We start from the raw sequence: 21,495 nt of genomic DNA on the forward strand, positions 1-21,495 counted from the left end.
CGTTAGAAACGCGTTCGGCCCGTGGTCGTCCTTCGTTCAGCAGGCGACGCGGGCCGTCGCGTTCTCGGCGCACGGGGGACAGGGCCGTCTCCGTGTGCCCACGGGAGGTAGGCCATGGGCGTCCTGTCTTTCGGTGTCGGAGACCGCTTGGTACGCCAGGCGGCCTACGTACGAGCCGCGGCGATCGAGATCGCCATCCTGACCGGTCATGTCTTCCTCTACCCGACCGGAATCTTCCAGGAACGCGGGCCGCAGCCGGCGGCCGGTGACTCCGAGGACCCGCCCCGGCTCCCCACCGCGGGCCGGAGCCACCCCCCGGTGCTCCTGCTGCACGGCTTCGTGGACAACCGTTCGGTGTTCGCGATGCTCCGCCGGTCGCTGCGGCGGCACGGCTGGCCGCATGTGCAAGCGCTCAACTACTCGCCCTTGACCTGCGACATCCGTACGGCGGCGGCCCTCCTCGGACGCCACGTCGAACAGATCTGCGAGCAGACGGGGCACCGCCGGGTGGACATCGTGGGCCACAGCCTCGGCGGGCTCATCGCGCGCTACTACGCCCAGCGCCTGGGCGGCGACACGCGGGTGCGCACCGTGGTCACCCTGGGCACCCCGCACGCCGGGACCCGGGCGGCGCCGCTGCTGAACCCGCACCCCATCGTCCGCCAGATGCGGCCCAACTCCGACCTCATCGAGGAGCTGGCCAAGCCGGCGACCGGCTGCCGCACCCGCTTCGTGGCGTTCTGGAGCGATCTGGACGAACTGATGAGCCCGGTCGAGGCCGCCCGGCTCGACCACCCGGACCTCATCGCCCGCAACGTCCACGTCGCGGGGGTCGGGCATCTGACCATGCCGGTCCACGCCGCCATCGCCGCCGGCATCCGGCAGGCGCTGCTGGGCGAGGAACTGGCGTCGGGAGCCGCGGACGCCGCCTGACGGCCTTGCCCCCATAAGCATCGAAAGGCCATCGAACACAAGGCATCGGGGATCCCTGAATCCCGCCGAAGATTGTGGGCGTCGCCCGCTGGGGGATACAGTCGCCGCTAATTCTCCTGCTGCCGAGGCGAAAGAGAAGCGGTGAACGACCGTCATCCGGCGGGGTACGCCCCCGAGTACAGCGGCTATGGGTACGAGGGACATTCCGACGCCTCGTACGCGCCCACGGGCGCCGCTCACGCGAATGACGATCCCCTCTTCGGCTCCTGCCAGGGTTACCCGGCCTACGACACGGGCTCCTACGCCACCGTCTCGTACGACACCACGGCGACCGGCCACTGGCCCTCGGGGCAGAGCGCCGGCTACGGCGACCACACGGGCGCGACCACCGGCACCTGGTACCTGGACCCCTCGCAGCCGCAGCCGACGGCGGCCTACGACTACACGCAGTACGAGCACACTGCCGTCCACGCCGCCTACGGGGAGCCCGAGGCCGCCCACGGCCACGCGCCCGAGGCCGCCCTCTACGAGCAGCCGGAGCAGTACGGGACCGAGGCCTACGCCCCCGAACACTTCGAGGCCGAGCACTACGAGCCCGAGTCCTACGAGCCCGAGTCCTACGACGACACCGAGGACGACGCCGAGCCGGAACCGGAGCACGACTCCGCGGAAGGCACCCCCGCGGCCGCCCTTCCGCGCCCACGCGGCGGAAGCGGCGGCGGGAACCGCAGGCGCCGCCCGGCCCGGCGTTCGGCCCTGCTCACCGTCGCCGTCCCCTCCGTGGCGGTGATGGGCGTCGCCTGCGCGGCCGCCGTCACCGTCAACACCGAGGACGCCGCCGACAGCAGCCGCACCCAGGCCGACGGCGCCCCGGAGGCGGCCAACGCCCCGACCACGAAGCTCGACCAGCAGCTCGCCGGGGTCAACCGGGACGTCGACGACTTCACCGACCGCGCCAGCCGCAGCCAGGAGCGCATCGACCTCAAGGAGCGCCAGGCACAGGAGCGCGCGAAGAAGGCGGCGCAGGCGGCGCTCAAGGAGCAGCTGCGCCCCAAGTTCATGCTCCCGGTGAAGAACCACGGCCTGAGCGCCTACTTCGGCCAGGCGGGCGTGAACTGGATGTCGGTCCACACCGGCATCGACTTCCCGGTGGACTACGGCACGCCGGTGATGGCCGCGACCGACGGCGTCGTGCGCACCCAGTGGAACAGCGCCTACGGCAACATGGCGATAGTGACCGCCCCCGACGGCACCGAGACCTGGTACTGCCATCTGAGCAGCACTAAGATCCGCTCGGGCTCGGTCAAGGCCGGCGACGTCATCGCCTACTCCGGCAATTCGGGCAACTCCACCGGACCGCACCTGCACTTCGAGGTACGTCCTGCCGGCGGCTCAGCCGTCGACCCGCTGCAGTGGCTGCTGAACCACGGGGTCGACCCGCGCTGAACCCCGGGCCCCGGACCGACCAAGGCCAAGACCCGGACCCGGACCCGGCTAGAGCTTCTCCACCGGCGCGTACCGCAGCAGCAGCACCTTCGGCCGCTCGTCGCCGAAGTCGATGACGGCCTTGGCCTTGTCCCCGCTGCCGTCGACCCCGACGACCGTGCCCAGCCCGAACGTGTCGTGCGTGACCCGGTCCCCCACCGCCAGCGAGATGACCGGACGGTCCTGGGTGCGCCGCGTCGCGAAACCGGAGGGGCCGCTCTTCGAGGAGGAACGCGACAGCATCGAGGCCGCCGCCGACACCGAGGCGGAGGGCGCCGCGGAGGCGCCCGTGCGCTTCCACTCGATGAGCGGCTCCGGGATCTCCTCCAGGAAGCGCGAGGCCGGGTTGTACGAGGGCTGGCCCCAGGCGCTGCGCATGGTGGACCGCGTCACGTACAACCGCTGCCGCGCCCGCGTGATGCCGACGTAGGCGAGCCGCCGCTCCTCCTCCAGCTCCTTGGTCTGGCCGAGCGCGCGCATGTGCGGGAAGACCCCGTCCTCCATGCCGGTCAGGAAGACCACCGGGAACTCCAGGCCCTTGGCGGTGTGCAGGGTCATCAGCGTTATGACGCCACCGCCCTCGTCGTCGTCCGGGATCTGGTCGGAATCGGCGACCAGCGCGACCCGCTCCAGGAACTCGGCGAGCGTGCCGGGCTCCTCCTCGGTGCGCTCCTGCTCGAACTCCAGAGCGACCGCCGCGAGTTCCTGGAGGTTCTCGATGCGGGTCTCGTCCTGCGGGTCGGTGGAGGCCTGGAGCTCGGCCAGGTAGCCCGTGCGCTCCAGCACGGCCTCCAGGACGGTGGCGGGTCCGGCGCCGGAGTCGACGACGGTGCGCAGCTCCTCCAGCAGCTCGTTGAAGCGCTTGACGGCGTTGACCGAGCGGGCGGCCATGCCGAAGGCCTCGTCGACCCGGCGCAGCGCGGCGGCGAAGGAGATCCGCTCGCGCGCGGACAGGGCGTCGACCATCGCCTCGGCGCGCTCCCCGATACCGCGCTTGGGCACGTTCAGGATGCGGCGCAGCGGGACGGTGTCCTCGGGGTTGGCGAGCACGCGCAGGTAGGCCAGGACGTCCCGGACCTCCTTGCGCTCGTAGAAGCGGACCCCGCCGACGACCTTGTAGGGCAGGCCGACGCGGATGAAGACCTCTTCGAAGACACGGGACTGCGCGTTGGTCCGGTAGAAGACCGCCACGTCACCGGGACGGGCGTCCCCGGCGTCGGTGAGCCGGTCGATCTCGTCGGCGATGAACTGCGCCTCGTCGTGCTCCTGGTCGGCGACGTAGCCGGTGATGACCGGGCCCTGTCCGGCCTCGGTCCACAGGTTCTTCGGCCGGCGCGATGCGTTGCGTTCGATGACGGCGTTGGCGGCGGTCAGGATGTTCTGGGTGGAGCGGTAGTTCTGCTCCAGCAGGATGGTGCGGGCCTGCGGGTAGTCCTCCTCGAACTGGAGGATGTTGCGGATCGTGGCGCCGCGGAAGGCGTAGATGCTCTGGTCGGCGTCACCGACCACGCACAGCTCGGCGGGCTCCTCACCCTCGGCCGCGTCCCCGGTCGCCGTGCCGACCAGCTCGCGCACCAGGGTGTACTGGGCGTGGTTGGTGTCCTGGTACTCGTCGACCAGGACGTGCCGGAAGCGGCGCCGGTAGTGCTCGGCGACGTCCGGGAAGACCTGGAGCAGGTTGACCGTGGTCATGATGATGTCGTCGAAGTCGAGCGCGTTGGCCTCGCGCAGCCGCGACTGGTACATCGCGTAGGCCTCGGCGAGCTTCTTCTCGAAGGGGTTCTCGGCCTGGTCGGCGAAGGTCTCCTCGTCGATGAGCTCGTTCTTGAGGTTGGAGACCTTGGCGCTGAAGGACTTCGGCGGGAACTGCTTGGGGTCCAGGTCCAGGTCACGGCAGACCAGCGCCATCAGGCGCTTGGAGTCGGCCGCGTCGTAGATCGAGAAGCTGGAGGTGAAGCCGAGCCTCTTGGACTCCCGGCGCAGGATGCGGACGCACGCGCTGTGGAAGGTGGAGACCCACATCACATTGGCGCGCGGGCCGACCAGCTGCTCGACGCGCTCCTTCATCTCCCCGGCGGCCTTGTTGGTGAAGGTGATCGCCAGGATCTGGCCGGGGTGCACCTTGCGGGCGCCCAGCAGGTACGCGATGCGGTGGGTGAGCACCCGGGTCTTGCCGGAGCCGGCGCCGGCGACGATGAGCAGCGGGGAGCCGGAGTGCTCGACGGCGGCGCGCTGCTCGTCGTTCAGGCCTTCGAGCAGCGCGGCCGGGTCCACGGCCGGGCGGGGGGCGCCGTCGCGGTAGTACGCGTCCCGGTCCACGGGCGCGTCGAAGCGCCCCTCGAAGAGGTCGTCGGGAACCGTCTCGGGCCCGTCCTCGGGAGGCGGCGGGGGCTCCTCCTCCCTCGGTTCGAGGCCGGCCAGGAAGCTGTCGTCAAAGAGGCTGCTCATCGCCTCCCGAGTCTAGGCCGTGGGACGGACAACGTTGCGCCGCTTGCCCGAGCCCGTACGCCCCGGACGCACCGGGCGCCCCGGGTGCCGTCCCGGGCCGGCCGCCGCGCGCGCCCGCGGTCCCCCCTTTCCCGGTCCGGCCCCGTCCGGCCCCGTCCCGTCACGACCGGGCGGAACAGGGCCCGTCACGGCCCCGAATGGTGAAGGTCACGAAATGATTGCGGACAATTCGAACACCAGGGTTCCCACGGACCCCCGCAGTTGACTACCGTGCCGGATCAGGCGGTCCGCTCCACGCGGCGGCGACCGTGCCGTCACGGGCCGCCTCCGCTGAGTCCGGCGACCGCCGGAGCCGGGGACCCACGACCTTGGGGTGAATCGGTCGGTACGAGCGCGACGCGCCCGCACGGACCGTAGGGCGGCCTTCCGAAGCCCGAACCCGACAGCTAACCCGGTAGGCGGTCCACGGAAGGAGCCGCCTGACTTGGCGACGCACCGCAAGCCGCGCCCGCGCGCGCTGACCGTCCCCGGCCCCCGCGCCGCGGTGGGACTCACGACCGCCGCACTGGCGACCGTCACCCTCTTCGGCGAGAGCGCGAGCGCGGCGCCCGCCTCACCCGACAAGCCCTCCATCACCGAGGTCAAGGCCCAGGTCGACAAGCTCTTCCACCAGGCGGAGGCCGCCACCGAGCGCTACAACGGCGCCAAGGAGCAGACCGGGCAGCAGCGCACGCGCGCCGACGCGCTGCTCGACCAGGTGGCCCGCAAGACCGAGACGCTCAACGCCGCCCGCCGCACGATCGGCGAGTACGCCGCGGCGCAGTACCGCGGCGGCGGCCTGGACGGGACGACGACCTTCCTGCTCACCTCCGACCCGCAGCAGTTCCTGGACCAGGCGCACCTGATGGACCGCCTGTCCGACCGCCAGGAGCACGCGCTGGAGACCTTCCGCTCCGAGCAGGCCGAGACGACGGCCAAGCGCTCCGAGGCCGTGGAGAGCCTGCAGAAGCTGACCGAGGCGCAGCAGCGGCTGAGCGCGGAGAAGACCGCGGTCAAGCAGAAGCTCGCCGCGGCGCAGAAGTTGCTGAACAGCCTCACCGCCCAGGAGAAGGCGCGGCTGGCGGCACTGGAGAAGAAGCGCCAGGAGGAGGCCGCCGAGAAGGCAGCGGAGATCGCCGCCAAGGAGAAGGCCGCGCAGGAGGCGGCGGCGAAGGAGTCGGGCTCGTCCGCCGGCTCCTCGGGCTCGACGGCTCCGGCGTCGGGGACCTACGCCGCCAAGGCGGCCAAGGCGATCGAGTTCGCGCGGGCCCAGCTGGGCAAGCCGTACGTGTACGGCGCCACCGGCCCGAACTCCTACGACTGCTCGGGCCTGACCCAGGCCGCCTGGGGCGCGGCGGGCGTCTCGATCCCCCGTGTCACCTACGACCAGGTCGACTTCGGCAGCCGCGTGAGCGCGGACCAGCTGCAACCCGGCGACCTGGTCTTCTTCTACTCGGACATCACCCACGTCGGCCTCTACATCGGCGGCGGCCAGATGATCCACGCCCCCCACACCGGGAGCGTGGTGAAGATCGCGCCGATCACGGAGATGCCGATCTACGGCTACGCCCGGATGGCCTGAGCCTGAGCCCCCGCCCGGCCGTCCGCGGCCGGGCTCAGGTCCACAGCACCGCGATGAAGATGTTGGCGGTGGTCAGCGCACCCACGGTGCCGAAGGCCGCCGCCGGCACCTTCTCCTCGTCCCGCTTGACGTAGACCAGGCCGAGGATCACCACCAGGACCGCGAGCTTCACGCCGATCTTGATGTTGTTCACCGGCTGGTCGTCCGCCTGGTTGAGGCCGACCAGCAGCGCGCCGGTGACCAGCATGGTCAGCGCGCCGTGCAGCATGCCCGGCACGAAACGGGCCTCGCCGCGGCCCATGGCCTTCATCTGGGTGAGGAAGCCGCCCAGCAGCGCGGCGATGCCGATGATGTGCAGGCCGACGATCAGGTTGATGAGTACGTCCATGGCTCAGGACCCTAGCCAGGCTCATACCAGCGTCCGGCACCGAGGTCGCACTCTTCCGTCACATCGGTCACGGCCGGACCGGAAGTGACCAGGTCACCCGTCGAACAGCGGTCATCCGTGGGCAGTCCACGGCCGAATCTGACCAGTCCCGCACAGTGCGGAGCCCCCTCGCGGCGTCCAGGTTTAGCGTCCTGCCCCAGGTGGCCGATCCCCACTGCCGCGCGGACCCCGTCCCCGGCACGGCCGCCCCCGCCGAAAGGTCCGGCGGTGGACGGCTCCCCGTCCGCCCGCCGCCGGACCGCCGGGGGGCGTACGGACAGCCCGGAAGGAGTGGCGTCGCGTGGCGTCGCACAGAAGGCCCAAGGATCGCGGTCGGGCAGGCACGACCGCGCGCACCGCCGCAGGTCTCGCCCTGGCGGGCGCGGCCTCCGTGACGGTGTTCGGGGAGGCCGGGCACGCGGAGCCCCGGCTGACCGCGGACGAGGCCAGGGCCCGGGTGGACCGGCTGTACGAGGAGGCCGAGCAGGCCACCGAGCGGTACAACGGCGCGAAGGAGAAGGCGGACACGGCCACCGGGCGCATCGAGCGCCTCCAGGACGAACTCGCCCGCAGGACCGAGCGCCTCAACGGCACCCGGGACGGCCTCGGCTCCCTCGCCACCGCCCAGTACCGCAGCGGCGGCATCGACCCCGCCGTCCAGCTGGCCCTCGCCTCCTCCCCCGGCGACTACCTGGAGCGCGCCGGGATGCTGGACCGGATGAGCAGCCGCCAGAACGCCGCGCTGCGCGCCCTGTCGGCCCAGCGGCGGGACATCGAGCAGCTGCGCACCGAGACCGAGGGCGAGCTGGCGGAACTGCGCGGCACCCGGGCCGAACTCGCCCGCCACAAGCGCACCGTGGAGCAGCGCCTGGCCTCCGCACGGCAGCTGCTCGGCCGTCTCACCGCCGGCCGGCGCGCCGAGGTGCTGTCCTCCGGGGGCCACGGTTCCGCCGACCCGGCCCGTGCCGGCCGCGCCGCCACCGGCTCCCGTACCGGCCTGGCGCCCGCCGCCGCCCCCAACGCGCGGGCCGCCCGCGCCGTCTCCTTCGCCTACGACAACCTCGGTCTGCCCTACGTCTGGGGCGCCACCGGGCCGTCGGCGTACGACTGCTCGGGCTTCACGCAGGCCGCGTGGCGGTCGGGCGGGGTGTCCCTGCCGCGCACGACGTACACCCAGATCAACGCGGGCACCCGGGTCTCCCGCTCCCAACTTGAGCCCGGCGACCTGGTGTTCTTCTACTCGGGAATCAGCCACGTCGGCCTGTACGTGGGCAACGGCATGATGATCCACGCCCCCCGCACCGGTGACGTCGTCAAACTCGCCCCGGTCGACCAGATGCCCTTCGCGGGCGCCACGCGGCCGGCGTGACGCCCCCGCCACGGTGCCTCAGACCAGCCGGCGGGCGGTCGCCCAGCGGGTGAGTTCGTGCCGGTTGCTGAGCTGCAGCTTGCGCAGCACCGCCGAGACGTGCGACTCGACCGTCTTCACCGAGATGTAGAGCTGCTTGGCGACTTCCTTGTACGCGTAGCCGCGTGCGATCAGCCGCAGCACCTCGCGCTCGCGCTGGGTCAGCCGGTCCAGGTCCTCGTCGACCGGCGGGGCGTCGGTGGAGGCGAAGGCGTCGAGGACGAAGCCGGCCAGCCGGGGCGAGAAGACGGCGTCGCCGTCGGCGACCCGGAACACCGAACTGACCAGGTCCGGGCCGGTGATGGTCTTGGTCACATAGCCGCGGGCGCCGCCGCGGATCACCCCGATGACGTCCTCGGCGGCGTCGGAGACCGACAACGCCAGGAAGCGCACGGGGTGTTCGGCGTCGGCCATGAGCCCGGCGCAGCGCTTGAGGACCTCCACCCCGCCGCCGCCCGGCAGATGGACGTCGAGCAGGACGACGCCGGGCCGCGTCGCGGTGATGACGGAGACCGCCTGGTCCACGTCGGCGGCCTCGCCGACCACGTCGACCCCGGTCCGCTCGGTCTCGCCGATCTCGGCCTGCACCCCGGTGCGGAACATCCGGTGGTCGTCGACGAGGACGACCCTCACGCGTCGTTCCGTGCTCATGACGACCTCCCTGGTCCCTGGGCCCTGTCCATCTCCAGCTCCACTTCCGTCCCCCCGCCCGGTGCGGAGCGCAGCCGCGCCTCGCCACCGTTGCGCCGCATCCGGCCGATGATCGACTCCCGGACGCCCATCCTGTCCGACGGTACGTCCTCGAGGTCGAAGCCGGGGCCGCGGTCGCGGACCGATACGAAGACCTTGCTCTCCTCGACCTCCGCGTACACCTGCACGGGTTCGTCCCCACCGTACTTGGCGGCGTTGACCATGGCCTCGCGGGCGGCCTGCATCTGCGCCACCAGGCGTTCGTCGAGCGGCCAGTCGCCGACGCACACCACCTCGACGGGGACGCCGTGCGCGTCCTCCACCTCGGCCGCCGCCCGGCGCACCGCCTCCGCGAGGGTGGCCGGCTCGTCGTCCCTGCCGTTGCCCTCGGGCCGGTAGAGCCAGGCCCGCAGCTCCCGTTCCTGCGCGCGGGCCAGCCGCGCGACCTCGCGCGGGTCCTCGGCGTGCCGCTGGATGAGGGTCAGGGTGTGCAGCACGGAGTCGTGGACGTGCGCGGCGACCTCGGCCCGCTCCTGCGCGCGGATGCGGGCCAGCCGCTCCGCGGACAGGTCCTGGGTCATGCGCACGAGGTACGGTCCGGCGATCAGCGCCGCGCCCACCAGGACGGCGAGCGCGGCCTGCAGGATGGTGCCCAGGTGGCTGACCGAACCCTGCACGACGAGGAAGCCGGTCACGCCCACGCCGACGAGGATCACCCCGGCGGCGCCGCGCGCGAAGGGCAGCAGCCTCTTGCGGCGGCTCAGCTCGGCCCAGCGGGCCCGGCGGGCGTTGTCGGCCTGCCGCCACACCAGGGCGACGCCGAGCCCGATCAGCAGCAGCGGCCACACATAGGCGTTGGCCCTGCCGAGGTTGAGGTTGTCCAGCAGGATGCCGAGGCCGATGGCGAGCGCGATGAGCGCGACGATCTGGCCCCGGTCGGGCCTGCGTCCGGCGAGCCAGGAGCGGGCGTCGCGCGGCTCCTTGGCCTCGACGACCCCGCCGACGCCGAGCGGCACCACGAACCAGAAGACCGCGTACAGCAGGACGCCGAGGCCCTGGATGGTGGCCAGGACGACGAACACCACCCGCACCCATGCCACCGGCAGTCCGAGGTGCCCGGCCAGCCCTCGGGCGACACCGCCGATCATCCGGCCCTCGGAGCTGCGGTAGAGCTTGCGGACCCGGGATCCGGCCGGGTCCGGCGGCGCGAAGTACGACGCCCCGTCGGGCGGGCTGGTCGGTGGTCCGGCGGCTGGCATGTCCCGATCGTCACATGTTTCGCGCACGGTGGGTATCAGGGTTGGCCCCCATGCGGGGTCAGGGTCGTTCCGGATACCGGCACCCGCCCCGGACCGCCACCATGGAGCCATGACGGAGCAGTACACGGAGACGGAGGCGGCCGGGTCACCGCCGGGCCGGCGGCTGGCGCGCTGCCGTGAGCGGAAGGTGATCGCCGGCGTCTGCGAGGGCGCGGGACGGTACTTCGACATCGACCCGGTGGTCTTCCGGATCGTGCTCGGCGTGCTGGCGCTCACCGGCGGCCTCGGGCTGGTGGCCTACGGCCTGGCGTGGCTGCTCGTCCCGCTGGAGGGGGAGACCGAGAGCGAGGCGCACCGGCTGCTGTCGGGACGGGTCGAGGGGACCGCGCTGACGGCGGTGCTGGTCGCGCTGGTCGGCTGCGGGCTGTTCCTGTCGATGCTGGGCAGCGGCGGAAACCTGGCCTTCTCGCTGGGGCTGCTGGCGGCCTTCGCCGGCGCCGTGTACTGGTCGGTGCACCGCCGGCAGGCGACCGAGGCGCCCGCGCAGCCGGTCGCGCCGCCGCCGACCCAGCCGCCGCCTCAGCCCGCCACGGCGGCGTGGTGGAAGGAGACCGCGGTCGAGGACGCGCCCCCGGTTCCGGGGCCGGGCGGCTACCTGTGGGGCCCGGACGACGGTCCCTCGGACGTGGAAAGCGACCGCCGCGAGTGGCGGGACCGGCGCCGGGCGGTGCGGCGCGAGGGCGCCTGGCTCGGTGTGCTCGTGTTCTTCCTGGCGGCGGCCGCGGCCGCGTGCGGCCTCGCCGCGTCCTGGTCGTCCCAGCCGCTGGCCACCAGCGTGCAGATCGGCCTCGGCTCCGCGCTGGCCGTCTTCGGTCTGGGCTTCCTGGTGAGCACCTGGTGGGGGCGGCTCGGGGGCGGCACCGTCTTCCTGGTGCTGCTGACCGCCGCGCTGCTGGTGGGGTCCACGACGCTGCCCCGGTCGGTCGGCACCGACTGGAAGCAGCGCACCTGGACGCCCGCCACGCTCTCGGCGGTGCAGGACTCGTACGAGCTGGGCACCGGCCGGGCGACGCTCGACCTGTCGAAGCTCCGGCCCGGCGGCCGCACCGTCGCGACGCGGGCCCAGATCGGCGCGGGGCAGCTGGTGGTCAGGATCCCGGAGGACCTCACGCTGCGGATGCACGTCCAGGTGGGCGTGGGCGACGTGCAGTTGCCGGGCGAGAAGGAGAAGGACATCGACGTCCAGCCCGGGCTGGACCGGAAGGTGACTTTGGGCCCGGTGGACGGACGGAAGTCCGGGGGCACGGTGGAGCTGGACGTGGAAGTGGGCGTCGGACAGGTGAAGGTGGTGCAGTTCCCGTGAGACGGCATCCGTTCGCGCCCTCGGCGCTGTTGACCGGGCTGGTCCTGCTGGGACTGGCCGCGGTGTTCCTGCTCGACGCCGCGGGCGAGGTGTCGCTGACCCCGGCGGCCGCGGTGCCCCTGACCTGTGCGGGTCTGGGGCTCGCGGCACTCGGCTCGGTCGCCTCCCGGATGTTCCGGGGGCGGGCCGCCCGGCGCTCAGGCCAGACCGCGCCGTCCCCGGCCGCGCCGTCCGGCGATCATCGCGTCGATGGAGAGTAGCGGGGCGCCGGCGAGGACCAGCGGCAGCCAGGCCATCAGGTAGGCGAGGTCGTTGCCGTAGTAGTACGGCTGCGTGGACCAGCTCATCGTCAGCCACAGGCTCAGTGAGATCAGCGCCCCGCCCAGGGCGGCGATCCGGCTGAGGAGGCCGACGAGGGTGCCGATGCCGACGGCGATCTCACCGATGGCGATGGCGTAGCCGAAGCCGTGCGGGTTCTCCATGGCCAGGTCGATCATGCCCGGGATCGCGGCGGAGCCGCGCACCGCGTTGAGGGTGGCGACGAGCGAGCCGGGCGCGCTGTCGTTGAAGAAGGTGTCGGACATCAGCTTGTCGAACCCGGCGTAGACGAAGGTCACGCCGAGGAAGATGCGCAGCGGCAGCAGCGCGTAGCGCCTGGCCGTGTCCCGCCACGGTCCCTGGCTGGGGTACCGCTCCGTGTCCCTCGTTCCGCTCATGCCCGTTATACCCGTCACGCTCATGACGTCCGCCCTCTCGCACGCACCCGTCGTGGACCCCCTCCCGGACGATTCTCCAGGAGCGCCCTAGGGGATACGTAGGCGAAGCGGCCGCCGTTCAATCAAAAAGCTCTGAATTATCGCGAGCTATCCGCTCGTATGTGGGCTGGTAGTTGATCCAGGCGACCAGATCGTGTCCCAGTTGCTCACGGGTGGCGAGCGCGTCATCGTGCGTGATCCACACCGGCTTGCCCGCCGCCTTCGCGCTCAGCTGCACCTGGCAGGACTTCTCCATCGTCATGAACCACCAGGCAGCCGCGTCCACGGTCTCACCGACCGTCAGGAGTCCGTGGTTGCGCAGTACCACCGCCTTGTACGCCCCCAGGACCACCGCGATGCGCCGCGCCTGCGCCTCGTCCACGACGACCCCGGTGTAGGCGTCGAAGAGGGCGTGGTCCTCGTAGAAGGCGCAGGCGTCCTGGGTGATCGGCTCCAGCCGCTCCCCCAGCGCGGCCAGCGCCCGGCCGTAGGTCGAGTGGCTGTGCACGACGGCGGTCACGTCGGGCCGTGCGGTGTGCACATGGGCGTGGATGGTGAAGGCCGCCTGGTTGACGTGGTGCCGGCCCTCGACGACGGCGCCGTGCTGGTTGGCCAGGATCAGCTCGCCCACGGTGAGGTGCCGGAACGGCACCCCGAAGGGGTTCACCCAGAAATGGTCCGGCAGCTCCGGATCGCGCACGGTGATGTGACCCGACACCCCGTCCTCGAACCCCAGCTCCGCGAACGCCCGCAGCGCCACCACCAGCCGCTCCTTGCGGTGGCGGCGTTCCTCCACGGGGTCCTCGAAGGTGGGCGGGAGGGCGAAATGGAGCCGATCGGGCGGTACGGGCTGCGGCGCGGTGTCGGTCATGGCGCGGAAGTTACCCCGAGGTACCGCAGATGAACAGGGGCGATACCAGGTTTCCCCGGTATCGCCCCAAGCCTGCCCCACGTGAGGGGGCTACTCCCACTCGATGGTGCCCGGGGGCTTGCTGGTGACGTCCAGCACGACGCGGTTGACGTCGGCGACCTCGTTGGTGATCCGGGTCGAGATCCGGGCCAGCACCTCGTACGGCAGCCGCGACCAGTCCGCGGTCATGGCGTCCTCGCTGGAGACCGGGCGCAGCACGATGGGGTGGCCGTAGGTGCGGCCGTCACCCTGCACGCCCACCGAGCGGACGTCCGCGAGCAGCACCACCGGGCACTGCCAGATGTCGCGGTCGAGACCGGCGGCGGTCAGCTCCTCGCGGGCGATGGCGTCGGCCTCGCGCAGCAGGTCCAGGCGCTCCTTGGTGACCTCGCCGACGATGCGGATGCCCAGGCCCGGGCCCGGGAAGGGCTGGCGCTGGACGATCTCCTCGGGCAGGCCGAGTTCCTGGCCGACCATGCGGACCTCGTCCTTGAACAGCTTGCGCAGCGGCTCGACGAGCTGGAACTGCAGGTCCTCGGGGAGGCCGCCCACGTTGTGGTGGGACTTGATGTTGGCGGTGCCGGTGCCGCCGCCGGACTCCACGACGTCCGGGTAGAGGGTGCCCTGCACCAGGAACTCCACCGACTCGCCGTGGGCGCCGGCCTCGGCGACGATCTCGCTCGCGGCCTGCTCGAAGACCCGGATGAACTCCCGGCCGATGATCTTGCGCTTCTCCTCGGGGTCGGACACCCCGGCGAGCGCGGTCAGGAAGCGCTCCTGCGCGTCGACGACCTTCAGCTGCACGCCGGTGGCCGCCACGAAGTCCTTCTCCACCTGCTCGGACTCGCCCTTGCGCATCAGGCCGTGGTCCACGTAGACGCAGGTCAGCTTCTCGCCGATGGCCTTGTTGACCAGGGCCGCGGCGACCGCGGAGTCCACCCCGCCGGACAGGCCGCAGATGGCGCGCTTGTCGCCGACCTGGGCGCGGATCGCGGCGACCTGCTCCTCGACCACGTTGTGCGTGGTCCAGTCCGGGGCGATGCCGGCGCCGCGGTAGAGGAAGTGCTCGAGCACCTGCTGGCCGTGGTCGGAGTGCAGGACCTCGGGGTGGTACTGGACGCCGTAGAGCTTCTTCTCGTCGTCCTCGAACGCGGCCACCGGCACCAGGTCGGTGGCCGCGGAGACGGTGAAGCCCTCCGGGGCGGCGGTGCAGGTGTCGCCGTGCGACATCCACACCGACTGCTCGGCCGGGGTCCCCTCGAAGAGCGTGGAGCCGGTCTTGCCGACGTGCAGCGGGGTGCGGCCGTACTCACGCGCCCCGGTGTTGTCGACGGTGCCGCCGAGGGTGATCGCCATCAACTGGAAGCCGTAGCACATGCCGAAGACCGGGACGCCCGCCTCGAAGAGGGCGCGGTCCAGCCGCGGGGCGTGCTCGGCGTACACGGAGGAGGGGCCGCCCGACAGGATGATCGCCGCGGGCCGCCTGGCCAGCATCTCCTCGACCGGCATCGTGCTCGGCACGATCTCGCTGTAGACCCGGGCCTCGCGGACACGGCGGGCGATGAGCTGGGCGTACTGCGCCCCGAAGTCAACGACGAGGACGGTGTCGGGGGCGGCTGGGGTCGCTGATGCCACGGTGGGCCTTCCGGCGGTGTCGAACGTGGGGTCCCTGCCGATTCTACCGGGGCCCGCGGCTTTACTTCCCCGCCCCGGAGGCGCACACTGTGCCGCATGCTCCACGGCACGCGCTTCGCGTTTACCTATGGCACCGGCTGGTCCGGCTGCCATGGTCGTGCTGTCTGAGCGAGGAAACGCATCCAGACGTCACCAGGCGCCCCGGGCCACACGGCCCGGGGCGCCTGGCGTTTCCCGTCCCGGGCGGCCCGGGGGCCCGGCCCCCGAGGAGGAACCCCATGAGCAGCACCCCCGCGGCACCGCGGACCACCGACCCCGGCGCCGTCATCGCGGACGCCCGCGAGCGGATCGACGACCTCGACGCGAGGATCGTCGCGCTGGTGCGGGAACGGATGGCCGTCTCGGCGGGCATCCAGCGCGCCCGCATCGAGTCCGGCGGCCGCCGCGTGCACCTCTCCCGCGAGATGGACATCCTCCGCCGCTACAGCGAGCAGTTGGGCAGGCCCGGCACGGCACTCGCCATGACCCTGCTGGAGCTGTGCCGCGGCCGGGTCTGAAACCCCCGCGGCACCGGCCGTATGACCCGTTCGGGGGGCATCACCCGTACGGCACGTGACCGCCTACGGACGCCTTCGTTGAATCCGGTGTCCGTGCCAGCCAGGCGCGGTGACCCTGGGCCAGGGAAGCAAGGACGTCGAAGACCACGCGTGGACACCGCTCAGTCGCAGCTGGGCGGGGTGCCACCGGAGCGATGAGGCGCGCCCGCGCGAGTGGAAGCAATGCGGTCGCGCCGTGGGACCTCGCTCCGGTGATAGTGACCGGACGGCAGGGGACAGCAGCCCGGTCACGACTCAAAGTGGCGGTCGGTTCCGGGGACGCCCGGGACCGGCCGCTCTGCGAGGAACACACTACTCATTTCGCGGCACTTGAGCAGGTATCCGACCCTCGATCGAGTGAGTCGGGCCGCACATGGCGCTCTCCGCGCGTTCCGGTGCCCGGTCGGAACACGCCCGGGACACGGCCGGGAGGGCCGCGTCCCGAGCGGGTGCGGCCCCCACGGCGTCCGGGCGTCCGGCGGCGTCAGCCCTTGGGCGGCACCGGCGGGACGGGGAGCACCGGCAGCCGCAGCGCGCCGAAGGCCTCCTCGGGGACGACCGGGCTCCGGGGCTCGACCGCGGCGACGCGCCGGTAGGCCTCGCCCTGGGCCGGGCGCGGGTCGGCGTCGCCCTTGTTGGGCCACAGCGACATGGCACGTTCGGCCTGCGCGGTGATGGTGAGCGACGGGTTGACCCCCAGGTTGGCGGAGACCGCGGCGCCGTCCACCACATGGATGCCCGGGTGCCCGAACAGCCGGTGGTACGGGTCGATCACGCCGTGCTCGGCGTCCTCGCCGATCGCGCAGCCGCCCAGGAAGTGGGCGGTGAGCGGGGTGCCCATCAACTCGCCGACGTTGCTGCCCGCGAAGCCGTTGATCTCCTCCGCGAGCAGGCGCGCGGCCTCGGCGCCCTCGGGTATGAAGGAGGGGTTGGGCGCGCCGTGCCCCTGCCGGGCGGTGAGCAGTCCCTTCCCCAGGCCCTTGGGCTTGCGGTAGGTGGTCAGCGAGTTGTCCAGGGACTGCATGACCAGGCCGATGATGGTGCGCTCGGACCAGCGGCGGTTGGACAGCGACCGCATCAGCAGCACCGGGTGGCGCGCGCAGTGCGCCAGGTAGGCGAGCCCGCGCGGCAGCCGGGTGCCGTGCGGGACCTGCAGGATGGACAGGCCGCCCATCGAGTTGGAGCCCTTGCCGTAGCGGACCGGCTCGATGTGGGTGTTCGCGTCGGGATGGATCGAGGACGTGATGGCCACCCCCCGCGTGAAGTCCACCCTCGGCTCGCCGGTGCGCCTGCGGTAGCGGCGGCTGTCGGTCTGCGCGCCCACCAGTGCCTCGGAGTTGGTGCGGGTCAGCTCGCCGAGCCGGGCGGAAAGGCCCGGCAGCCGGCCCGCGTCGCGCATACGGTGCAGCAGCGTCTGAGTGCCGTACGTCCCGGCGGCGACGACCACGTGCCCGGCACGCAGCACGCGCGGCTTCGCCTTGCGGCGGCCGTCGGTGGGGACGACGGTGACGTCGTAGCCGCCCTCGGGGTTCTCCGACAGGGCGGTGACGGTGGTCATCGCGTGGATCTCGGCGCCCGCCTTCTCGGCGAGGTGGAGGTAGTTCTCGTTGAGGGTGTTCTTGGCGCCGTGACGGCAGCCGGTCATGCACTCCCCGCACTCCGTGCAGGCCCGCCGGGACGGGCCGGCGCCGCCGAAGTACGGGTCGGGGACCTCGCCGCCGGGCGCGGCCGCGGCGTCGCCCGCGGCGTCCCGGCCGTCGCCGAAGAAGACGCCGACCGGGGCCATGTGGAAGGAGTCGCCGACGCCCATCCGCTCGGCGGTCGCCTTGAGGTGGACGTCCGAGGGGGTCATGGTCGGGTTGAGCCGCACGCCGAGCATGCGCTTGGCCTGGTCGTAGTAGGGGGCCAGCTCCTCCTGCCAGTCGGTGATGCGGCCCCACTGGCGGTCCTCGAAGAAGGCCTTGGGCGGGACGTAGAGGGTGTTGGCGTAGTTCAGCGAACCGCCGCCGACCCCCGCGCCGGCCAGGATCATGACGTTGTCGAGCAGGTGGATGCGCTGGATCCCGTACAGGCCGAGCGCCGGGGCCCACAGGTAGTCCCTGATGTGCCAGGAGTTCTTCGGCAGCGACTCCCGGGTCCAACGGCGGCCCGCCTCCAGGACGCCGACCGTGTAGCCCTTCTCGGTCAGGCGCAGTGCGGACACGGATCCGCCGAAGCCGGACCCGATCACGATCACGTCGTAGTCGTAGGACATCCGCTCCCCCTCCATCAGCGCAGCCTCAGCGCCTTCATCACGCGGAGGCTGCGGCTCATGAGGGCCGCGTACGCCGAGTCGTCCATGCCCAGCGACGGGGCCATCGGCAGCAGCCGCTGCGTCGCCACGGTCTGCGCCTCGGTGTACTTGAGGATGCCCTCCGAGCCGTGCCTGCGCCCGAGGCCGGAGTCCTTCATGCCGCCCATCGGGGACTGCACGCTGCCGTACGCCGGCGCGTAGCCCTCGTTGACGTTGACGGTGCCGCTGCGCAGGCGCGCGGCGACGCGGGCGCCGCGGCGGGTGTCCTTGGTCCAGACGCTGGAATTGAGGCCGTACGGCGTCGCGTTGGCGCGCTCGACCGCCTCCTCCTCGTCGGTGAAGCGGTACACGGACACCACCGGGCCGAAGGTCTCCTCCGCGCACACGGCCATCGGGGGCTCGACGCCGTCCAGGACGGTCGGCTCGAAGAAGTACGGGCCGACGTCGGGCCGGGCCCTGCCGCCGGTGAGGACGGTGGCGCCCTTGGCGACGGCCTCCTCCACGTGCCGGGTCACGGTCTCCAGCTGGCGCTCGCCGGCCAGCGACCCCATCCCGGCGCCGTAGGCGAGGGCGGTGCCCAGCTTGAGGGCCCGGGTGCGCGCGGTGAAGCGCTCCAGGAAGGCGTCGGCGACCGAGGCGTGGACGAAGAGCCGCTCGATGGAGATGCACAGCTGGCCCGCCGAGGAGAAGCAGGCGCGGACCGCGCCCTCGGCCGCCTTGTCGAGGTCGGCGTCCTCCAGCACCAGCAGGGCGTTCTTGCCGCCGAGTTCGAGGGACGCGCCGATCAGGCGGGCCGCGGCCCGGGCCGCCACGTCCCGGCCGGTACGGGTGGAACCGGTGAAGGACACGTAGTCGGCGTGCTCCACGACCGCCGGGCCGACGACCGGCCCCTCGCCGATGACGACCTGCCAGACGTCGGCGGGCAGCCCGGCCTCGATCAGCTGCTCGCGCGCCCACAGGGCGGTCAGCGCGGTCTCGGTGTCCGGCTTCATCACCACGGCGTTGCCGGCGACGAAGGCGGGCAGCGCGTCGCCGACGGAGAGTTCGAGGGGGTAGTTCCACGGCGCGATCTGGCCGACGACACCGCGCGGGTGCCGCAGCTCCCGCACCTTGGTGAGGGTCGGGATGGCGCCGGTGTGCCGCTTGGGCCTCAGGTACGACGGGGCCTTGACACCGTAGTGCCGGGCGGCGACGGCGACCGCCAGCACCTCCTCGTGCGCGTGCAGCCGCGCCTTGCCGGTCTCCAGCTGGATCAGGTCCAGCACCTCGGACTGGCGGGCCAGCACGAGGTCGTGGAAGCGGAGCAGCACCGCTGCGCGCCTGCGCACCGGCGTGGCCGCCCAGGCCTTCTGCGCCTCCCGCGCCCTCTCGTAGGCCGCCGCCACGTCTTCCGGGGTCGACTCCGGGAGCTCTGCCAGCTTCTCGCCGGTCAGCGGCGTGTGGTTCACGGTCCGGCCGCTGCCGGCGACGCCCCGCGTCAGCCGCGCCACGAGGTCCGGGGTCACCACGTCCGCGGCGGTCCTGGTGCCGGAGGGGGCGACCGGATTGCCGTTACCGGCAGTAGGAGAGTCCGTCATGGCGGGAGCGTACGACGGGGCGGCACCGCGTGCATACCCGTCAGTAGCCGGTTTTCACAATTACGCCAGCAAAAGCTGGCAGGAACGCCGCGACCCGTGCCCGGCCCCGCCCCGCGCGGTTGCGTCCGGGCGCCGCGCTCAGGTGGTGCGGTAGGTCTCCGCGGCCTTCTCGAAGTACCGCTTGACGTCGGCGCGCCTGCCGTCCGGCCCGACGACCAGGACGACGTGGTACCTGCCGTCGCGGATCATCACCAGGTTCCGCGCGAACAGCTGCCGCCCGGAGCCGTCGCTCCAGCTGAACTCGCCTTCCGCGGCGGAGATCCCGCCCATGTCGAGGCGGCGCAGCCCGGAGGCCGAGGACCAGCCGGAGGCGCGGAAGCCCGCCAGCTCCGGCTCGTCGTTCTGGTAGACGATCGGGTCGCTGCCCTTGTCGGCGACGGTGTCGCGGCCGGGCACGACCAGCAGCTGGTAGTCGCCGCCGGTGTAGCGGACCTGCCCGTCGGCGTTCCTTCCCGTGCGCTGCCAGCCGTTGGGGACGGCGAGGCGGAAGCCCTCCGGATCGGTGCGCAGCCGGAAGTCGCCGCCGAGACCGGTGGCGGCGCCGTCGTCCGCGGGGGTGGACCGCGTGGGCGGCGGGGCGCTCGTGGCGGGGGCCGAACTCCGCGGGGCCTCGGTGGCCGGCGACCCGGTGCCCCGCGGCTTCGTCGACTGCGGCCGTTCGTCACCGCCGGGCACCTGCGCGGGCAGGGTCCGCGTGGCGCCCGCCGCGCCCTCGTCGTCCCCGGCCCCGCCGCGCGGCATGAAGAACACCGCGTAGAGCACGGCGGCGACCATCAGCAGCAGCACCAGCCCGACCAGGGTGACCCCGAGGCTGCGCGGCCCGCGCGCCGACCGCTGCTTGCGCTCCTTGGCGCGCTTGTGGCGCCCGTGCGCGGAAGGAGCGGGCACGGGGTCGGCGGCGGCCTTGCGGCGGCGCACCAGTTCGCCCCGGCGCCGTACGACGGGCAGTTTGTGCGGATCGTCGGCGGGCACGGGCACCGTGCTCAGCCCCAGGTCCGGCTCCGGCGCGGACCGGACGAGCGAGCGCAGCCAGCCGCGCAGTTCCTCCGCGTCGGGCCGCTCCTCGGGGTCCTGGCGGAGCAGGGACTCCACGACGGGCCGCAGCGGGCCGCACTCCTCGGCGTACGCGGGAGGCTCGGCGATGACCAGCTGGACCAGTTCCGCGGTGTTCTCCTCCGGGAACGGCGGATGCCCCTGGACGCTGCGGAAGAGCAGCGACCCCAGCGCCCACAGGTCGGCGGCCGGACCGACGGGCGGGGCGAGCTGCCAGTTCTCGTGGACCTCGGTGGCCTGCTCCGGGGCCCACCGCTCGGTGACCGGGCCGATCACGGTGAGCCGGGCCTGCCGGGCGCGTTCCAGCTCCAGCGCGGAGTGCGGGCCCTCCCAGCCGCCGCCGGGCGCCTCGCCGCCCCCCGCCATGGCGGGCACCGGCACCGGGTTGTACCCGCACAGCGCCTCCTGGGCGGCGCCCACGGCCAGGCCGGAGAGCATCGCCCGGCCGTCGTCGCAGACCAGTACGGTGCGGCCGGTGACGTTGCGGTGGACCCAGCCCTGCGCGTGCAGCACGCGCAGCGCGGTCAGCACGTCGGAGGCCACCTCGGCGGCGCGGTACGGGCTGAGCCGCTTGTCGGCGAGGACCGCGGCCAGCGGGCGGGCGGCGACCAGTTCGCTCACTATCCACACGCTGCCGTCCTCGACGAAGATGTCGAAGACCTGCACCAGCCGGGGGTGGTCGGGTATCGCGGCCGCGGCCCGCGCCGCCTCCAGGGCCCGGTCGGCGGTGTCCCCGCCGTCCCCGGGGTGCGGCCCGGGCTCGGCGCTGACGACCTCGGGCAGCAGGACCTGGCGTATCAGCACCTCCTGGTTGCTGTACGTGTCCCAGGCCCGGGTCTCCACCAGTTCGAACTCGTCGGCGGGCGGCCGCGGCAGGCGGTAGCGGTCGGCCAGTACGCGTCCCGCGTAGTCGTCCACGACGCCTCCCCAAAGCGTCAGATCCGATCCGTTGTGGATGCGGACAGTCCGCAATGACTCACGA

The 21,495-nt window shown here is 72.5% G+C and carries 17 protein-coding genes and 1 riboswitch; of the genes, 7 read left to right on the plus strand and 10 right to left on the minus strand.

The window, feature by feature from the left end; all coding sequences use genetic code 11:
- The first annotated feature begins 114 nt into the window (after positions 1-114).
- Together OIE69_RS17285 and OIE69_RS17290 are read left to right on the plus strand one after the other, a co-directional pair.
- Positions 115-933, plus strand: a complete 819-nt coding sequence (locus OIE69_RS17285) for an esterase/lipase family protein (RefSeq protein ID WP_326572811.1) — start codon at positions 115-117, stop codon at positions 931-933.
- A gap of 141 nt (positions 934-1,074) precedes the next feature.
- Positions 1,075-2,379, plus strand: coding sequence for a M23 family metallopeptidase (locus OIE69_RS17290; RefSeq protein WP_326572812.1), 1,305 nt, complete (start codon positions 1,075-1,077; stop codon positions 2,377-2,379).
- A gap of 48 nt (positions 2,380-2,427) precedes the next feature.
- On the opposite strand, the gene pcrA is transcribed toward OIE69_RS17290, so the two are convergent.
- Positions 2,428-4,866, minus strand: coding sequence for a DNA helicase PcrA (gene pcrA / locus OIE69_RS17295; RefSeq protein WP_326572813.1), 2,439 nt, complete (start codon positions 4,864-4,866; stop codon positions 2,428-2,430).
- Between the two features lie 318 nt (positions 4,867-5,184).
- A riboswitch (cyclic di-AMP (ydaO/yuaA leader) is annotated at positions 5,185-5,342 on the plus strand.
- An 8-nt stretch (positions 5,343-5,350) separates the two neighbouring features.
- Between pcrA and OIE69_RS17300 the strand changes: the two genes are divergently transcribed.
- Positions 5,351-6,487: a C40 family peptidase gene (locus OIE69_RS17300; RefSeq protein WP_326572814.1), complete on the plus strand. Its 1,137-nt coding sequence runs from the start codon at positions 5,351-5,353 to the stop codon at positions 6,485-6,487.
- A gap of 34 nt (positions 6,488-6,521) precedes the next feature.
- Here OIE69_RS17300 and OIE69_RS17305 read toward each other — a convergent pair whose 3' ends face one another.
- Entirely contained in the window at positions 6,522-6,875 is a 354-nt protein-coding gene (locus OIE69_RS17305) for a hypothetical protein (RefSeq protein WP_326572815.1), read from the minus strand.
- Between the two features lie 340 nt (positions 6,876-7,215).
- On the opposite strand from OIE69_RS17305, the gene OIE69_RS17310 reads away from it, so the two are divergent.
- Complete coding sequence (locus OIE69_RS17310) at positions 7,216-8,283, plus strand: C40 family peptidase (RefSeq protein WP_326572816.1); 1,068 nt, start codon at positions 7,216-7,218, stop codon at positions 8,281-8,283.
- An 18-nt stretch (positions 8,284-8,301) separates the two neighbouring features.
- Here OIE69_RS17310 and OIE69_RS17315 read toward each other — a convergent pair whose 3' ends face one another.
- Positions 8,302-8,973 carry a LuxR C-terminal-related transcriptional regulator gene (locus OIE69_RS17315; RefSeq protein WP_018561203.1) on the minus strand — a complete coding sequence of 224 codons (672 nt, stop codon included), beginning with the start codon at positions 8,971-8,973 and terminating at the stop codon, positions 8,302-8,304.
- Positions 8,970-10,271 carry a PspC domain-containing protein gene (locus OIE69_RS17320; RefSeq protein ID WP_326572817.1) on the minus strand — a complete coding sequence of 434 codons (1,302 nt, stop codon included), beginning with the start codon at positions 10,269-10,271 and terminating at the stop codon, positions 8,970-8,972. The genes OIE69_RS17315 and OIE69_RS17320 overlap by 4 nt, the downstream gene beginning before the upstream one ends.
- A gap of 109 nt (positions 10,272-10,380) precedes the next feature.
- Between OIE69_RS17320 and OIE69_RS17325 the strand changes: the two genes are divergently transcribed.
- Complete coding sequence (locus tag OIE69_RS17325; RefSeq protein WP_326572818.1) at positions 10,381-11,634, plus strand: PspC domain-containing protein; 1,254 nt, start codon at positions 10,381-10,383, stop codon at positions 11,632-11,634.
- Entirely contained in the window at positions 11,631-11,894 is a 264-nt protein-coding gene (locus tag OIE69_RS17330; protein WP_326572819.1) for a hypothetical protein, read from the plus strand. The genes OIE69_RS17325 and OIE69_RS17330 overlap by 4 nt, the downstream gene beginning before the upstream one ends.
- Here OIE69_RS17330 and OIE69_RS17335 read toward each other — a convergent pair.
- The 3 genes from OIE69_RS17335 to guaA form a co-directional block, all read right to left on the minus strand.
- Positions 11,832-12,350, minus strand: coding sequence for a DoxX family protein (locus OIE69_RS17335; RefSeq protein WP_326572820.1), 519 nt, complete (start codon positions 12,348-12,350; stop codon positions 11,832-11,834). The genes OIE69_RS17330 and OIE69_RS17335 overlap by 63 nt on opposite strands.
- A 118-nt stretch (positions 12,351-12,468) precedes the next feature.
- Positions 12,469-13,260: a class II aldolase/adducin family protein gene (locus OIE69_RS17340; RefSeq protein WP_326572821.1), complete on the minus strand. Its 792-nt coding sequence runs from the start codon at positions 13,258-13,260 to the stop codon at positions 12,469-12,471.
- Positions 13,261-13,350: 90 nt separating this feature from the next.
- Entirely contained in the window at positions 13,351-14,934 is a 1,584-nt protein-coding gene (guaA, locus tag OIE69_RS17345) for a glutamine-hydrolyzing GMP synthase (RefSeq protein ID WP_326572822.1), read from the minus strand.
- A gap of 278 nt (positions 14,935-15,212) precedes the next feature.
- Here guaA and OIE69_RS17350 point away from each other — a divergent pair, with 278 nt between their 5' ends.
- Positions 15,213-15,491, plus strand: a complete 279-nt coding sequence (locus OIE69_RS17350) for a chorismate mutase (protein ID WP_326572823.1) — start codon at positions 15,213-15,215, stop codon at positions 15,489-15,491.
- Positions 15,492-16,014: 523 nt separating this feature from the next.
- Here the strand turns inward: OIE69_RS17350 and OIE69_RS17355 are convergent.
- The 3 genes from OIE69_RS17355 to OIE69_RS17365 all read right to left on the minus strand — a co-directional run bounded on the left by OIE69_RS17355 (position 16,015) and on the right by OIE69_RS17365 (position 21,431).
- Positions 16,015-17,799 carry a GMC family oxidoreductase gene (locus tag OIE69_RS17355; protein ID WP_326572824.1) on the minus strand — a complete coding sequence of 595 codons (1,785 nt, stop codon included), beginning with the start codon at positions 17,797-17,799 and terminating at the stop codon, positions 16,015-16,017.
- The gene (locus OIE69_RS17360; protein ID WP_326572825.1) at positions 17,799-19,400 is read right to left on the minus strand and encodes a succinic semialdehyde dehydrogenase; all 1,602 of its coding nucleotides are present in this window, start codon (positions 19,398-19,400) and stop codon (positions 17,799-17,801) included. Before OIE69_RS17360 ends, OIE69_RS17355 begins: the two co-directional genes overlap by 1 nt.
- Before the next feature lie 138 nt (positions 19,401-19,538).
- The gene (locus OIE69_RS17365) at positions 19,539-21,431 is read right to left on the minus strand and encodes a serine/threonine protein kinase (RefSeq protein ID WP_326572826.1); all 1,893 of its coding nucleotides are present in this window, start codon (positions 21,429-21,431) and stop codon (positions 19,539-19,541) included.
- Positions 21,432-21,495: the final 64 nt, after the last annotated feature.

The sequence above is a fragment of the Actinacidiphila glaucinigra genome (assembly GCF_035918135.1).
GTDB classification, from domain to species: Bacteria; Actinomycetota; Actinomycetes; order Streptomycetales; family Streptomycetaceae; genus Actinacidiphila; species Actinacidiphila glaucinigra.